The organism is Paraburkholderia sp. (assembly GCF_024281035.1).
Lineage (GTDB): Bacteria > Pseudomonadota > Gammaproteobacteria > Burkholderiales > Burkholderiaceae > Paraburkholderia.
This window is the reverse complement of the sequence record NZ_JAMXLH010000077.1, coordinates 1-14,268: the sequence shown is the minus strand read 5'-3', so window position 1 is coordinate 14,268 and position 14,268 is coordinate 1. Positions and strand designations below refer to the sequence as shown.

At 65.0% G+C, this 14,268-nt stretch carries 14 protein-coding genes and 1 pseudogene; 3 read left to right on the top strand and 12 right to left on the bottom strand.

The window, feature by feature from the left end:
• Nucleotides 1-12: 12 nt before the first annotated feature.
• The 6 genes from trpC to rpe form a co-directional block, all read right to left on the bottom strand.
• Complete coding sequence (gene trpC / locus Q0L30_RS24555; protein WP_296663145.1) at nucleotides 13-798, bottom strand: indole-3-glycerol phosphate synthase TrpC; 786 nt, start codon at nucleotides 796-798, stop codon at nucleotides 13-15.
• Between the two features lie 38 nt (nucleotides 799-836).
• Complete coding sequence (gene trpD / locus Q0L30_RS24550; RefSeq protein WP_296663142.1) at nucleotides 837-1,865, bottom strand: anthranilate phosphoribosyltransferase; 1,029 nt, start codon at nucleotides 1,863-1,865, stop codon at nucleotides 837-839.
• Nucleotides 1,866-1,881: 16 nt separating this feature from the next.
• Nucleotides 1,882-2,475 (bottom strand): aminodeoxychorismate/anthranilate synthase component II, encoded by a 594-nt coding sequence (locus tag Q0L30_RS24545; RefSeq protein ID WP_296663139.1) that lies wholly within the window; start codon nucleotides 2,473-2,475, stop codon nucleotides 1,882-1,884.
• Between the two features lie 13 nt (nucleotides 2,476-2,488).
• The gene (trpE, locus tag Q0L30_RS24540; protein WP_296663136.1) at nucleotides 2,489-3,982 is read right to left on the bottom strand and encodes an anthranilate synthase component I; all 1,494 of its coding nucleotides are present in this window, start codon (nucleotides 3,980-3,982) and stop codon (nucleotides 2,489-2,491) included.
• Nucleotides 3,983-4,483: 501 nt separating this feature from the next.
• Entirely contained in the window at nucleotides 4,484-5,221 is a 738-nt protein-coding gene (locus Q0L30_RS24535) for a phosphoglycolate phosphatase (RefSeq protein WP_296663208.1), read from the bottom strand.
• A gap of 14 nt (nucleotides 5,222-5,235) precedes the next feature.
• The gene (gene rpe, locus Q0L30_RS24530) at nucleotides 5,236-5,925 is read right to left on the bottom strand and encodes a ribulose-phosphate 3-epimerase (protein ID WP_296663133.1); all 690 of its coding nucleotides are present in this window, start codon (nucleotides 5,923-5,925) and stop codon (nucleotides 5,236-5,238) included.
• 282 nt (nucleotides 5,926-6,207) lie between these two features.
• On the opposite strand from rpe, the gene apaG reads away from it, so the two are divergent.
• Entirely contained in the window at nucleotides 6,208-6,582 is a 375-nt protein-coding gene (gene apaG / locus Q0L30_RS24525) for a Co2+/Mg2+ efflux protein ApaG (protein ID WP_296663130.1), read from the top strand.
• A gap of 24 nt (nucleotides 6,583-6,606) precedes the next feature.
• Here the strand turns inward: apaG and Q0L30_RS24520 are convergent, their stop codons facing one another.
• On the bottom strand, nucleotides 6,607-6,747 hold the full coding sequence (locus Q0L30_RS24520; protein WP_296663128.1) for a hypothetical protein: 141 nt from the start codon (nucleotides 6,745-6,747) through the stop codon (nucleotides 6,607-6,609).
• Between the two features lie 28 nt (nucleotides 6,748-6,775).
• On the opposite strand from Q0L30_RS24520, the gene Q0L30_RS24515 reads away from it, so the two are divergent.
• Complete coding sequence (locus tag Q0L30_RS24515; protein ID WP_296663126.1) at nucleotides 6,776-8,134, top strand: MltA domain-containing protein; 1,359 nt, start codon at nucleotides 6,776-6,778, stop codon at nucleotides 8,132-8,134.
• 117 nt (nucleotides 8,135-8,251) lie between these two features.
• Here the strand turns inward: Q0L30_RS24515 and paaK are convergent, their stop codons facing one another.
• From paaK to paaN, 5 genes and pseudogenes are all read right to left on the bottom strand, one after another.
• The gene (gene paaK / locus Q0L30_RS24510; RefSeq protein WP_296663124.1) at nucleotides 8,252-9,550 is read right to left on the bottom strand and encodes a phenylacetate--CoA ligase PaaK; all 1,299 of its coding nucleotides are present in this window, start codon (nucleotides 9,548-9,550) and stop codon (nucleotides 8,252-8,254) included.
• Nucleotides 9,551-9,639: 89 nt separating this feature from the next.
• Nucleotides 9,640-10,125 carry a hydroxyphenylacetyl-CoA thioesterase PaaI gene (gene paaI, locus Q0L30_RS24505; RefSeq protein ID WP_296663121.1) on the bottom strand — a complete coding sequence of 162 codons (486 nt, stop codon included), beginning with the start codon at nucleotides 10,123-10,125 and terminating at the stop codon, nucleotides 9,640-9,642.
• A gap of 1 nt (nucleotide 10,126) precedes the next feature.
• Nucleotides 10,127-10,918, bottom strand: a complete 792-nt coding sequence (gene paaG / locus Q0L30_RS24500) for a 2-(1,2-epoxy-1,2-dihydrophenyl)acetyl-CoA isomerase PaaG (protein ID WP_296663119.1) — start codon at nucleotides 10,916-10,918, stop codon at nucleotides 10,127-10,129.
• 85 nt (nucleotides 10,919-11,003) lie between these two features.
• A pseudogene (locus Q0L30_RS24495) lies at nucleotides 11,004-11,162 on the bottom strand (3-oxoadipyl-CoA thiolase); the annotation flags it as partial.
• Nucleotides 11,163-11,385: 223 nt separating this feature from the next.
• A complete protein-coding gene (gene paaN, locus Q0L30_RS24490) occupies nucleotides 11,386-13,086 on the bottom strand; it encodes a phenylacetic acid degradation protein PaaN (protein WP_296663117.1) in 1,701 nt (566 codons plus the stop codon).
• A 136-nt stretch (nucleotides 13,087-13,222) separates the two neighbouring features.
• On the opposite strand from paaN, the gene Q0L30_RS24485 reads away from it, so the two are divergent.
• Nucleotides 13,223-13,999 carry an enoyl-CoA hydratase gene (locus tag Q0L30_RS24485; protein ID WP_296663116.1) on the top strand — a complete coding sequence of 259 codons (777 nt, stop codon included), beginning with the start codon at nucleotides 13,223-13,225 and terminating at the stop codon, nucleotides 13,997-13,999.
• The last annotated feature ends 269 nt before the right edge of the window (nucleotides 14,000-14,268 follow it).

Genomic DNA, 14,268 nt, shown 5'->3' with positions numbered 1-14,268 from the left:
CGGATTCCGTCCTCAGAAGAACATGCGGGCGAGTTCGACGCCCGGCTGCTCCGCGCGCATGAACGCCTCGCCGACCAGGAACGTATGCACGTTCAGCGCGCGCATCTTCTCGACATCGGCGCGCGAAAGAATGCCCGACTCGGTCACGACGATGCGGTCGTCCGGGACGTCTTCGAGCATGTCGATCGTCGTTTGCAGCGTCGTTTCGAAGGTGCGCAGATTGCGGTTGTTGATGCCGATGAGCGGCGTCTTCAGCGTGAGCGCGTGGTCGAGTTCGTCGCGGTTGTGCACTTCGACGAGCACCGCGAGCCCGAGCGAATGGGCGTACGCTTCGAGCTCGCGCATCTGGCCCGGATCGAGCGCGGCGGCGATCAGCAGGATCGCGTCCGCGCCCATCGCGCGCGCTTCGAGGATCTGATACGCGTCGACGATGAAGTCCTTGCGCAGCACCGGAAGCGTGCACGCGGCGCGCGCCGCTTCGAGATACGCGGCGCTGCCCTGGAAGAACTGCACGTCGGTGAGCACGGAGAGGCACGCCGCGCCGTGTTGCGCGTAGGAGCGCGCGATGTCGGCGGGAACGAAGTGCTCGCGCAGCACGCCCTTCGACGGGCTCGCCTTCTTCACTTCGGCGATCACGGCCGCCTCGCCGTTCGCGTGCTTCGCGCGCAGCGCGCCGACGAAATCGCGCAGATCGCGCGCCGACGCTTCGAGGCGCAGGGCTTCGAGCGGCGCGCTCACTTCGGCGGCGCGCACTTCTTCGCGCTTGACCGCGATGATCTTTTCGAGGATGTCGCTCATGGTGTGTCCGTCATTCGTCCCGGTATCGGCGTGTGAATTCAGCGTTTGAACTGTCGCGTGAAGCGTACCAGTTCGTCGACCTTGGCGCGGGCGCGCCCGCTTGCGATGGTCTCGCGCGCGAGCTGGATGCCGTCGGCGATCGATGCCGTCACGTCCGCCGAATAGAGCGCCGTGCCCGCGTTCAGCGCCACGATTTCGCGCGCGACGCCCGGCTCGTTCGACAGCGCGCCGAGCAGCAGCGTCTTCGATTCGTCGGCGTTTTCCACCTTCAGCGTACGGTTCGACACCATCTGCAGGCCGAAGTCCTCGGGATGGATTTCGTACTCGTGCACGGCGCCGTCCTTCAGTTCGCCGACGAGCGTCGACGCGCCGAGCGAGACCTCGTCCATGCCGTCCTTGCCGTACACGACGAGCACGTGTTTCGCGCCGAGGCGCTGCATCACGCGCACCTGGATGCCGACCAGATCCTGGTGGAACACGCCCATCAGCTGATTGGGCGCGCCGGCGGGATTCGTGAGCGGGCCGAGGATGTTGAAGATCGTGCGCACGCCGAGTTCGCGGCGCACGGCGGCGATGTTCTTCATCGCCGGATGATGGTTCGGTGCGAACATGAAGCCCATGCCCGTTTCGGCAATCGAGGCGGCCACCTGGTCGGGCTGCAGGTCGATGTTCACGCCGAGCGCTTCGAGCACGTCCGCGCTGCCCGATTTGCTCGATACACCGCGGTTGCCGTGCTTGGCGACTTTCGCACCCGCGCCCGCGACGACGAACATCGCCGCTGTCGAGATGTTGAACGTCTGCGAGCCGTCGCCGCCCGTGCCGACGATGTCGACGAAGTTCGAGTTGTCCTTCACCTCGACGTGGTTCGCGAACTCGCGCATCACGGTGGCGGCGGCCGCGATCTCGCCGATGGTTTCCTTCTTCACGCGCAAGCCCGTGATGATGGCGGCCGAGAGCACCGGCGAAAGCTCGCCGCGCATGATGAGACGCATGAGATGCAGCATCTCGTCGTGGAAGATCTCGCGGTGCTCGATCGTACGCTGCAGCGCTTCCTGCGGGGTAATCATGGTGTCGTCTCCGTGCTTAGGCATCGCGTACGGCTCCAGCGCGCTTCGATTGCTTGAGGAAATTCTCGAGGAGCGCGTGGCCGTGTTCCGAGAGGATCGATTCAGGATGGAACTGCACGCCTTCGACGGCCAGCTCGCGATGGCGCACGCCCATGATCTCGCCGTCCTCGGTCCACGCGGAAATTTCGAGGCAGTCGGGCAGCGACTCGCGTTCGATGGCGAGCGAGTGATAGCGCGTCACGCTGAAGTGCTTCGGCAGATCGGCGAATACGCCTTTGCAGTCGGTTTCGATCTGGCTCACCTTGCCGTGCATGATGGTCTTCGCGCGCACGACGCGTCCGCCGAACGCCTCGCCGATGGCCTGATGGCCGAGGCACACGCCGAGAATCGGAATCCGGCCGGAGAATTCGCGCAGCACGCCGAGCGTGATGCCCGCATGCTGCGGGTTGCTCGGGCCCGGCGACAGACAGATGCGCTCGGGATTCAGGCGGGCGATGTCGTCGAGGGTGATTTCGTCGTTGCGATACGTGTGGACGTCTTCGCCGAGTTCGCCGAAGTACTGGACGATGTTGTAGGTAAACGAATCGTAGTTGTCGATCATGAGCAACATGGTCTATCTCCGCTCAGAAGTCGCTGTCGAGGCCGTCCTGCACCTGCTCGGCGGCGCGCAGCACGGCGCGCGCCTTGTTTTCGGTTTCCTGCCATTCGGACTCGGGCACCGAATCCGCGACGATGCCCGCGGCGGCCTGCACATACAGATTGCCGTTGTGGATGAGGCCGGTGCGGATCGCAATCGCCAGATCCATCTCGCCGTTGAACGACAGATAGCCGACCGCGCCGCCGTAGAGGCCGCGCTTCACGGGTTCGAGTTCGTCGATCAACTCCATCGCGCGCACCTTCGGCGCGCCTGAGAGCGTGCCGGCCGGGAACGTCGCGCGCAGCACGTCGAAGTTGTTCATGCCGGGCTTGACCGTGCCTTCGACCGAACTCACGATGTGCTGAACGTGCGAGTACTTTTCGATGACCATCTTGTCGGTCACGGCGACCGAGCCGATCTGCGCGATGCGGCCCACGTCGTTGCGCGCGAGGTCGATCAGCATGACGTGCTCGGCGACTTCCTTCGGATCGTTCAGCAGTTCGGTCGCGAGTTCGGCGTCGCGCTCGGGCGTGTTGCCGCGCGGCCGGGTGCCCGCGAGCGGACGGATCGTCACGATGCGGTCTTCGCCGCGCTGTTCCTGGCGCACGAGAATTTCCGGCGAGGCCCCCACGACGTGGAAATCGCCGAAGTTGTAGTAATACATGTACGGCGACGGATTGAGCGAGCGCAGCGCGCGATAGAGCGACAGCGGATTGTCGCGATACGGCTTCGTGAGGCGCTGGCCGACCTGCACCTGCATCAGTTCGCCCGCGGCGATGTATTCCTTTGCGCGGCGCACGGCGGCGAGGTAATCGTCCTTCGCGAACTCGCGGAAGATCTCGGTGCGCACGCTCGACGACGTGACCGGCGGCTGCACCGTCGTGCGCAGGCGCTGCTTCAGTTCGCGCAGGCGCTGCTTCGCTTTCGTGTAGGCCTCGGGCGTTTGCGGATCGGCGTAGACGATCAGATAGAGCTTGCCCGCGAGGTTGTCGATCACGGCGACTTCCTCGGTGAGAAGCAGCTGGATGTCGGGCAGGCCGAGATCATCGGGCGGCGCGGTATCGGCGAGCTTTTTCTCTATGTAGCGCACCGCGTCGTAACCGAAGTAGCCCGCGAGGCCGCCGCAAAAACGCGGCAGGCCGGGGCGCTGCGCGACCTTGAAGCGCGCCTGGAATTGCGCGATGAATTCGAGCGGATCGCCTTCGTGCGTTTCGATTACCTGATCGTCGCGCACGACCTCGGAGACGCCGTTGCGCGCGCGGATCAACGCGCGCGCGGGCAGGCCGATGAACGAATAGCGGCCGAACCGCTCGCCGCCCACCACCGATTCGAGCAGGAACGAGTTCGCGCCTGCGCGTTCGGGCTGGGCGAGCTTCAGATAGAGCGAGAGCGGTGTTTCGAGATCGGCGAGCGCTTCGGCGATCAACGGGATGCGGTTGTAACCCTCGTTGGCGAGGGACTGGAATTCGAGTTCGGTCATGTTCCGATCCTTCCTGTTCGTGCGGCCGGTCGCGGCGCTGAAGGGCGCGGCGGACGAGCGCGATGGCGACTGGTTCGAGTGCCTTGGTGCTGCGTTTGGGGTTGCCGAGGGGCCGCTTTTGGGCGCTGCGCTCGCTCTCGATCCCGGCGCCCGAATGCGAAGACGCCGATGTGCGGATGTTACTCGACGTCCAGGACAGGCGCGGCGTCGCCGCGTTGCGCTGTACACCTCGCCGGATAAAGCGATGCGACACGCAAGCACGACCAACGCCAGCGGCCCGTGAGCCCGCAGGTGAGTTACCGCAACAGTCTGAAAACGAGATATGCGCGAAAGCGCAGCGAAATAAAAAACGGTGCTGAAGACGAAACGACACGGTGCTTCAGCGAACCTCGGCAGAGGTTAGCGCGACCAGCGACGCCAGGGCCAGGCTCCCCGGTCGATGCTGCCCAGACTCCGTTTTTTATTGAGAAACATGAGGAATGGTGACGGTCAGTTGATCACTTAGGTCAGAAGATTGTGTGCTGCGACTGCCTTGGCGGCGTCGAGCAGCGTGGCAACTATACCATCCGATTTTATTTTTTGTACAGGCTGGCCGTGGTTGTAGCCGTAGGGCACCGTAAGCGTCGCCATGCCCGCCGCGCGGCCCGCGATCGCGTCGTTCTCCGAATCGCCGATCGCCACGGCCGCCTGCGGCGCCACGCCGAGCTGCGCGCAGGCCGTGAGCATCGGCAGCGGGTCGGGCTTTTTCTTCGGCGTGCTGTCGCCGCCGAGCACGGCTTCGAAATACTGCGAGAGGCCGTATTGCTCCAGCAGTTCGACGGCGAAGCGATGCGGCTTGTTCGTCACGCACACGAGCCTCACGCCCGCGTCGCGCAGCGCGGCGAGGCCCGCAACGACGTCCGGATACAGGCGCGTGTGCTGCCCGTTGATCTTCGCGTACTCGTCCTGGTAGAGCGCGAGGGCTTCCTCGAAGCGCGACTGGGCGTCGTCGGCGGGGAGGCGCTGCGCGAGCACGCTGCGGATCAGATGCTCCGAGCCCTTGCCCACAAAGCCCATCACTTCCTCGCGCGTCGTCTCCTCGGCGTCGATCTGGGCAAGCATGCCGTTCAGGCCCGCCGCGAAGTCGTCGGCGGTGTCGACCATCGTGCCGTCGAGGTCGATCAGCGCCACCTCGATACGCGGCGCGGCGAACGCGATCGGCGTGCTTATCGGCGTGGTTGTCGGTGCGCTTTTCGGCATGCTCGTCGGCGAGGTCATTGCGCGGCGCCGACCGTGGCGAGCTGCGCGCGCATCTGGTCGATCACGGCCTTGTAGTCCGGCTTGCCGAAGATCGCCGAGCCCGCTACGAAGGCGTCCGCGCCCGCCGCCGCGATTTCGGCGATGTTGTCGACCTTCACGCCGCCGTCGACCTGCAGATGGATCGTGCGGCCGGTGCGTGCCGTGTAGGCGTCGATCTTCGCGCGCGCCTCGCGCAGCTTGTTGAGCGCTTCCGGAATGAACGACTGGCCGCCGAAGCCCGGGTTCACCGACATGATCAGTACAAGGTCGAGCTTGTCCATCACGTGATCGATGTAGTTGAGCGGCGTGGCCGGGTTGAACACGAGACCCGCCTTGCAGCCGTGGTCGCGGATCAGCGAGAGCGTGCGGTCGACGTGATCCGAGCCTTCGGGATGGAAGCTGATCAGGTTGGCGCCGGCCTTCGCGAAATCGGGCACGATGCGGTCGACAGGGCGCACCATCAGATGGACGTCGATCGGCACGTCGACATGCGGGCGGATCGCCTCGCACACGAGCGGGCCAATGGTGAGGTTCGGCACGTAATGGTTGTCCATCACGTCGAAGTGGATCCAGTCGGCGCCCGCTGCGACGACGTTGCGGACCTCCTCGCCAAGACGCGAGAAGTCGGCGGACAGGATGCTGGGGGCGATGTGGAATTGCGTCATGGCGAAATCGGAGGCGGACAGAAAAGCGTTATTTTACCGTTACATGCGTGCGTGGCCGGCGCCGCTGCGCAACGCCGCCCAGGTGCGCCGCGGCACGCGCCGCAGCGGGGCGCGCTGTGTGCACCGCTGTGTACACGTTTGTATGCACGGTTGCGGCTGCCCGCAGCATGAAGCAGAATGCGAAACCAGAGCCCGATGCGGGAGACGCCCGCGCCGCCTGGGTGCGCGGGGCTGGCGGGACTTCGCCTCAGGCGTGGTCCCGCGTTACCGAGCGGAATCAGGATGAGCCAGTATCAATTCAGCGTGACCTCGCAGGTACGCTACCTGCCCGACGAATCGGACCCGGAACGCCGGCAGTACGCGTTCGCCTACACGCTGACCATTCGCAACACCGGCCAGGTGAGCGCGCAGTTGATCGCGCGCCACTGGATCATCACCGACAGCGAAAACCATGTGCAGGAAGTGAAGGGGCTCGGCGTGGTCGGGCACCAGCCGCTGCTCAAGCCCGGCGAGCAGTTCGAATACACGAGCTGGGCCGTGATTGCCACGCCCGTCGGCACGATGGGCGGCGAGTACTTTTGCGTCGCCGAGGATGGCGAGCGCTTCGAGGCGCCCGTTGCCGAGTTCGTCCTGCGCATGCCGCGCACGCTGCATTGAACCCGCGCGCGCGTGGACCGTCTCCTAGTCCTGACGCCGGTCGTGCGCGGAGCGCTTCTTCCTGCCTGATGCAGTCCACACAACGATGAAAACCAGCAGGAAAAGCGCGAGCAATGCTTCCAGGCCAAACATGAGCATCGGATATTCGTCGAGCAGATCAGACATGGCGGCATCCAGTAAGAGCAGACATTGTATGCGAGCTTCGATGAGCGCCTGGGCGCTCGCATTGACGCGTAATCGCGGGCTGACGCCCGGATTCGGTGCAGGACATGATGCGCCTGACGTGACGAACGTGACGGATGTGGCGGATGTGGCGGATGTGATGGATGTGATGGATGTGATGGATGTGATGGATGTGGCGGATGTGGCGGATGTGGCGGATGTGCCCCGGCGGCACGCCGGCCCGCAGCGGGGTTTTGCAGGTTTCGCGGGTTTCGCGGGTTTTGCGCGCCTCGGCGCGTGGATCGGCGGGGCGGCGCTTGCCGTGTTGCTCGCCTCTTGCGGCGGCCCGGGCTACGTGCGGACTTCGCCGCCGAGCGGTGCAGCCGCCGTGCCTCCCCAGATTGCCACTGAGCGCCTCACGCCGGTTGCCTGGCAGCAGGTGCCGGGCTGGCAGGATGATTCGCTGATCGGCGCAGCCGCCGCGTTGCGGGCGAACTGCACGCGCCTCGCGCGCGATCCGCGCTGGCTGCGCGCGTGCGCGGCGGCCTCCGAACTCGACGATCTCGACGCAGCGAGTGCGCGCACATTCTTCGAAACCTATTTCACGCCGTTCCAGTTCGCCAACAGCGACGGTACGCTCGACGGCCTGGTCACTGGCTATTACGAGCCGTTGTTGCACGGCTCGCGCGTACGTCGCGGCGTTTATCAGACGGCGCTTTATCGCTGGCCTTCCGGCTATCGCGCGGGCGCCGCATTGCCGCCGCGCGCACAGCTCGAGCGCTCGGGCGTGCTCAACGGCAACGAGCTTGTCTGGGTCGACGATCCGATCGAAGCGTTCTTCCTGCAGGTGCAGGGCTCGGGCCGGATTCTGATGGAGGACGGCAGCGTGATGCGCGTCGGTTTCGGCGGAACCAACAACCAGCCGTACCGTTCGATCGGCAAGTGGCTGCTCGATCGCGGCGAACTCACGCCCGCGCAGGCGACGATGCAGGGCATCAAGGCCTGGGCGCGCGCGAATCCGTCGCGTGTCGACGCGCTGCTCGATACGAATCCGCGTTTCGTCTTTTTCCGCGAAATGCCGGGCGCGGAGAGCGCGCCACAAGGCGGCGCCGATGGTCCGATCGGTGCACTCGGCGTACCGCTCACGCCGGAGCGATCCATCGCGGTGGATCCGTCGGCGATTCCGCTCGGCACGCCGGTCTTTCTGCAGACCACGCGACCGCTCACGAATACGCCACTTAACCGCCTCGTGTTCGCACAGGACACGGGTACGGCGATCAAGGGCGGCGTGCGAGCCGACTACTTCTGGGGCCTCGGCGACGATGCCGGCGATCTGGCCGGCAAGATGAAGCAGGGCGGCCGCATGTGGCTGCTGTTCCCGAATTCCTGAGCGTGTCGCAATCGGATGCAACGGGGAGCCGGCGTATGCCGGCTTTTTTCGTTGGATGCGGCCTCGAAGAACGGCTTGAAGCGTCTAAAGGGCTTCCCTCGGGGCTTGCTTCGGGGCCTACTTCGGGCGCTTGTCGATGACGCGGCGCGCCTTGCCGACCGACCGCTCGATGCCGTTGACCTCCAGCACGTCGACGATTGCCGTCACGCCGATCAACGCCTTGATGTCGTGCGCGAGCGCCTTGCGCGCGATTTCGAGCGCCGCGCCATCGGGTGCGCTCTCGGGGGACGGTTCCACGTTGAGTGTCATCACGTCGAGCGGCCCGTCCTTCGTGAGGACGATCTGATAGTAGGGCGCGAGGGTGTGCTGCCGGAGCAGCAGCTCTTCGATCTGCGTGGGGAACAGGTTCACGCCGCGGATGATCAGCATGTCGTCCGAGCGGCCCGTGACCTTCTCCATGCGGCGCATGGTGCGCGCCGTGCCCGGCAATAGACGCGTGAGGTCGCGCGTGCGGTAACGGATGACGGGTAGCGCCTCCTTCGTGAGAGACGTAAACACCAGCTCGCCGAATTCGCCGTCGGGCAGGACTTCGCCCGTTTCCGGATCGACGATCTCGGGGTAGAAGTGGTCTTCCCAGATCGTCGGACCGTCGCGCGTTTCGGCGCACTCTGCCGCGACGCCCGGGCCCATGACTTCCGATAAGCCGTAGATGTCGAGTGCGGTGATGCCGACGCGTTTCTCGATGACGGCACGCATCTCGTTCGTCCACGGCTCGGCGCCGAAGATGCCGAGGCGCAGCGAACAACTCGCCGGATCCATGCCCTGGCGCGCCATTTCGTCGGCGATGGCGAGCATGTAGCTCGGCGTCACCATGATGATGTCGGGACGGAAGTCCTGGATCAGCTGAACCTGTTTCTCGGTCTGGCCGCCGCCGAACGGGATGACGGTGAGTCCGGCGCGCTCGGCGCCGTAGTGCGCGCCGAGGCCGCCGGTGAAAAGGCCGTAGCCGTAGCTCACGTGGACCTTGTCGCCGGGCCGCGCACCTGCCGCGCGCACCGAGCGTGCGACGAGGTTGGCCCAGGTGTCGATGTCGCGCGCGGTGTAGCCGACCACGGTGGGTTTGCCGGTCGTGCCCGAGGACGCGTGGATGCGCGAGATCCGCTCCTGCGGGACGGCGAACATCCCGAACGGATAGCTGTCGCGCAGATCCTGCTTGGTTGTGAACGGAAAGCGCGCGAGATCGGCGAGCGACTGCAACTGCGATGGATGCGCGCCCGCTTCATCGAATTTTCGGCGATAGACCGGCGAATTCTCGTACGCGTGATTCAGCGACCATTTCAGCCGTTCGAGCTGAAGCGTCGCGAGTTCGTCGCGGCCGGCCGTTTCGATTGCTTCGAGCGGCAGCGTCTGTGTCATCGGTATCTCCTGAGCCTTCGGTGCGCCGCTGGGTGAAGTGGCTGGGTGCGTCGGTTGGGTGAATGCAAAACCGGGTGAGAAAACGCGGCTTACTCGGCTACCGGAATGACGTTGCCGCGAATCTGCGCGGACTTGCCTCTGAAGAGCGCAACAATCTCGCCCGCCCGGTTCGTCACGCTGATGTCGTAGACGCCGTTGCGTCCCGAGAGGATCTGCTCGACGGCTTCGGCCGTCAGTACGTCGCTAGGCTGGACCGGGCGGAGGAACTCGATCGAGCAGCCGGCTGCGACAGTGTTGATGTTGTACGAATTGCAGGCGAACGCGAACGCCGAATCGGCGAGCGTGAAAATCAGGCCGCCATGGCAAATCTGATGGCCGTTCAGGAACTCGGGCCGCACGGTCATGGAAAGGCGCGCGTAGCCTGCGCGGACTTCCAGCAGTTCGATGCCGAGCGCGCGCGAGCAGGTGTCTGCGTCGTACATGGCTTGCGCGGTGGCACGTGCGAGTTCATCGGGCGTCATGGCGGCAGGCAAGGTGTGTGGCGTGGCCAGTGGTTTGGACTGCGGCGAGGACATGTCAGCGGCCCTCGAAGCGCGGTGCGCGCTTTTCGATGAACGCCCGAACTCCTTCGGCGTAGTCGTACGAGGCACCGAGTTCACGCTGGAGGTCGCGTTCGAGATCGAGTTGCTGGTCGAGCGTCTGCGAGGCCGAGGCGCGCATCGCTTCGCGCGTGGCGACGATGGCGCGCGTCGGCTGCTTCGCGAGCTGCGCGGCGAGCGCGGCGGCGGATGGCGCGAGTTCGGCGTCGTCGGTCACTTGCCATACGAGGCCCCAGCTTTCCGCTTTCTCGGCGGACAGGCGCTCGCCCGTCATCGCGAGACCGAGTGCGCGCGCCATGCCGACGCGCTTCGGAAGGAACCACGTTCCACCCGAATCGGGCACGAGGCCGATTTTGACGAATGCCTGAATGAAGCTCGCCGAGCGCGCGGCGAGCACGATGTCACAGGCCAGGGCGAGATTTGCGCCCGCGCCGGCCGCGGTGCCGTTGACGGCGGCGATGACGGGCATCGGCAACGCCTGCAAACGTCTGATCAGTGGATTGAAATGCTCGTCGATCAACGCGCCGAGGTCGGTCATCGCGCCGGGCGTGAAGTCGAGGTCGGCGAGATCCTGGCCTGCGCAGAAGCCGCGTCCTGCGCCGGTCAGCACCAGCGCACGTGCGCCAGTGGCGACGACTTCGTCGAGCGCCGCCGCGAGTTCGCGATGCATGGCGCGCGTGAAGCTGTTGAGCTTGTCCGGACGGTTTAGCTTGATCGTCGCGACGCGCGTGGCGGCGTCGGTCTCGACGCGGATCGCATCGTAGGGCATCGGGTTTCTCCTTTTCTCCAGAGGCCGCCATGCGTTGCACCTGGCGGCGGGTCGGTGCTGCAGGTTCGTGTCACAGGTGTGCGTGTCAAAGGCGTTCGATGGCGAGAGCGGTCCCTTGGCCGACGCCGATACACATCGTGCACCGCGCGTAATGTCCTTGTGTGCGCTCGAACTGATGAAGCGCGGTCGTCACGAGCCGTGCGTCCGATGCGCCGGGCGGATGACCGTGCGCGATTGCGCCGCCGGCTGTTGCGATGCCGGGCGCGTGGGTCGGCGCGGCGCCGAGGTCGTCCGCGCGAAGGTCTTTCAATGCGCCGCGGTAGCGGCCGAATGGGGTGCGAATCGCGTCGCAGGCATAGGCTTCGGTCATCTTGACTACCTCGGGCAGGTGCGCGTGAGTGCGCTCATGCCCTTCATTAGACGGGATGAGAGAGCCGGGCGCCATTAGCCCGGACGGTATATGCCGTTCAGCCGGCTGCAACCGGTGCGGCTTTGGGTTCAGTATGGACGCGGCTTTGAATGACGCGGAAGCGGTTCGCCACGAATGCGGCGTCGGCCAGCGCGGCGTTCGCGGCGGGGTTTGCGCCGGTGCCGTGGAAGTCGGAGAACGCCGCCGACTGGTTGACGAACACACCACCCGTCAAGTTGATCGAGAGCGCCACGCCGCCCGTGATCGCAGCTTCGTGTGCGGCTGCTATGACTGCATCGTCGGTGCTATAGACGGAAAGTGTCAGTGCGCCGTGATCCCGGGCGATCGAGCCGGCCAGGGCGAGCGACTGCGCGGTCGAATCGGCGGCGATGACGAAAGAGATCGGGCCGAACCATTCGCGCGTGAACGATGCAGCGTCGTGCGCGGCGTCGAGCGACAGTACGAGCGGAGTGCGCACGCGCGCGCTGGCGAATTGGGGATGTTCGAGCGTCAGGCTGTCGGCGAGAACGGGACCGAGCTTGCGCGCCTCGTCGATACGCGCGGTGACGCTTTCGTTCTGGATCGCGCCGAGCACCTCGACGGCGCGGACCGGATCGGCCACGAACTTCTGGACCGCACCGGCAATCGCCTGGGCGACCGCTTCGAAGCCGACGTGACCTTCGGCCGTGCGAATGCCGTCGCGAGGAACATAGATATTCTGCGGCGCCGTGCACATCTGGCCCGAGTAGAGCGAGAGCGAGAAGGCGATGTTGCGTGCGACGGCCTTCAGGTCGTCCGCGGAGTCGATCACGATCTGATTAACACCGGCCTTCTCCGTGTACACCTGAGCCTGATGCGCGTGCTGTTCGAGCCAGTCGCCGTTCTGCGTGCTGCCAGTGAAGTCGATCAATTTGATTTCGGGGCGCAGTGCGAGCGCCTGGACCAGCGCGCCATCGTTGGGATCGGTGGCAAGCAGCGTGACCACGTTCGGATCGAAGCCCGCTTCGCGCAGCACATCGCGCGCAATGCGCACGGTGATCGCGAGCGGCAGGATCGCACCCGGGTGCGGCTTGACGATGACGGTGTTGCCCGTGGCCAGATCGGCGAAGAGGCCGGGGTAGCCGTTCCATGTCGGAAACGTGCAGCAGCCGAGCACGAGGCCGGTGCCGCGCGGCACGACCACGTAGCGCTTGTGCATCGCGAGCGGCGGGTTCTTGCCCTGCGGCTTTTCCCAGTGCGTATCGGCCGGGATGCGGCGCAGTTGATCCCAGGCGTACGCAATGGCTTCGAGCGCGCGGTCCTGGGCGTGCGGGCCGCCGGCCTGGAACGCCATCATGAAGGCCTGGCCGGTGGTGTGCATCACGCTATAAGCGATTTCGAAGCTTGCACGGTTCAGGCGCTCGAGGATTTCGAGGCTCGCGCCCACCCAGGCCCGCGGGCCTGCGGCACGCCAGCCGCGCCGGGCCTCCTCGGCTGCGGCGATGAGCTGGTCGGGCGCCGACTTCGGATAGCGTGTGCCAAGCGCGAAACCGAACGGCGACGCTTCGCTGCCGACTGTTTCGCCGGTCGTCGGCTGGTCGAGTTCGAAGGTCCGGTTCAGGTGCGCTTTGAACGCGGCTTCACCATCGGCGCTGGCTGTTTCCCCGTACACTTTCGGGCTGGGCATCTCGGGAAACGGGGTCCAGTAGCCGCGGGTCTCGATGGCGGCAACCGCCTTTTGCAGCACGGCTTCGTGCTTGGCGAACAATGGATTGGTCATGGCGCAGGCAGAAGAAAAGTTGGATGGAACCTGCGCCGATTCATTAACCGACCGGTTGGTTGGCAAATGTTAGCATCAGTCAAAGTTTGGCGTAAAAAGTTTTTCGAACGACTTTTCTTTCGTGGAAGGAGGGGGTATGGGGTACGAGAATATTTTGGTTGAGACGCGTGGCAAGGTCGGCCTGATCACGCTTAATCGGCCGAAGGCGCTGAACGCGCTGAACGACGCGCTGATGGACGAACTCGGTGCTGCGCTGAAGTCGTTCGACGCCGACGACGAGATTGGCTCGATCGTCATCACGGGCAGCGAAAAGGCGTTCGCTGCCGGCGCCGACATCAGCATGATGGCAAGCTACACGTTCATGGACGTCTACAAGGGCGATTACATCACGCGCAACTGGGAGACGATTCGCTCGATTCGCAAGCCGGTCATCGCTGCGGTTGCGGGTTTTGCGCTGGGCGGCGGCTGCGAGCTGGCGATGATGTGCGACATGATTTTTGCGGCTGATACGGCGAAGTTCGGCCAGCCGGAAATCAAGCTGGGCGTGATTCCGGGTGCGGGCGGAACGCAGCGCTTGCCGCGCGCGGTATCGAAAGCGAAGGCGATGGATCTGTGCCTTACGGCGCGCATGATGGATGCGAACGAGGCGGAGCGCGCCGGACTCGTGTCGCGTGTGATTCCTGCCGCCGATCTGCTCGATGAGGCCATTGCAGCGGCCACTACTATTTCCGGCTACTCGCTTGCGGCGGTGATGATGGCGAAAGAGGCGGTGAACCGCGCGTACGAGACGACGCTTGCCGAAGGCGTGCATTTCGAGCGCCGCATGTTCCACGCGCTCTTTGCGACGGAAGATCAGAAGGAAGGGATGGCGGCGTTTATCGAAAAACGCAAGCCGGTCTTCACGAACAAGTAAGTCCGAGGAATACACCGCCGCTCTGCGGCGGCGGTGGCGACCGAAAATTTTTCTACGCGCCCCCCTTGCGCGAGGGCGGTGGTGAGGGGTAAGATTCGCCCCCTTCGCAGTACGGACGTGATGAAACAGGCGTCCGGACAGTGGAGGCCGCCGCAGAAACGGGCGGCGCGCAGTCAGCAGCTTTTGAGCAGCGATGCAAAAAAGGGGTTGACGAAGCGAAAAAGATTCTTCATAATCTCGTTTCTCTGCTGCTGACGCAGCGACGCAGA

Coding starts and splice junctions, on each gene's coding strand:
- Q0L30_RS24515 (WP_296663126.1), top strand. CDS start 6,776: ATGCGAGCTTCGATGAGCGCCTGGGCGCTCGCATTGACGCGTAATCGC.
- trpC (WP_296663145.1), bottom strand. CDS start 798: ATGAGCGACATCCTCGAAAAGATCATCGCGGTCAAGCGCGAAGAAGTG.
- paaN (WP_296663117.1), bottom strand. CDS start 13,086: ATGACCAATCCATTGTTCGCCAAGCACGAAGCCGTGCTGCAAAAGGCG.
- paaK (WP_296663124.1), bottom strand. CDS start 9,550: ATGACACAGACGCTGCCGCTCGAAGCAATCGAAACGGCCGGCCGCGAC.
- paaG (WP_296663119.1), bottom strand. CDS start 10,918: ATGCCCTACGATGCGATCCGCGTCGAGACCGACGCCGCCACGCGCGTC.
- rpe (WP_296663133.1), bottom strand. CDS start 5,925: ATGACGCAATTCCACATCGCCCCCAGCATCCTGTCCGCCGACTTCTCG.
- trpD (WP_296663142.1), bottom strand. CDS start 1,865: ATGATTACCCCGCAGGAAGCGCTGCAGCGTACGATCGAGCACCGCGAG.
- Q0L30_RS24485 (WP_296663116.1), top strand. CDS start 13,223: ATGGGGTACGAGAATATTTTGGTTGAGACGCGTGGCAAGGTCGGCCTG.
- apaG (WP_296663130.1), top strand. CDS start 6,208: ATGAGCCAGTATCAATTCAGCGTGACCTCGCAGGTACGCTACCTGCCC.
- Q0L30_RS24535 (WP_296663208.1), bottom strand. CDS start 5,221: ATGCCGAAAAGCGCACCGACAACCACGCCGATAAGCACGCCGATCGCG.
- Q0L30_RS24545 (WP_296663139.1), bottom strand. CDS start 2,475: ATGTTGCTCATGATCGACAACTACGATTCGTTTACCTACAACATCGTC.
- paaI (WP_296663121.1), bottom strand. CDS start 10,125: ATGTCCTCGCCGCAGTCCAAACCACTGGCCACGCCACACACCTTGCCT.
- trpE (WP_296663136.1), bottom strand. CDS start 3,982: ATGACCGAACTCGAATTCCAGTCCCTCGCCAACGAGGGTTACAACCGC.
- Q0L30_RS24520 (WP_296663128.1), bottom strand. CDS start 6,747: ATGTCTGATCTGCTCGACGAATATCCGATGCTCATGTTTGGCCTGGAA.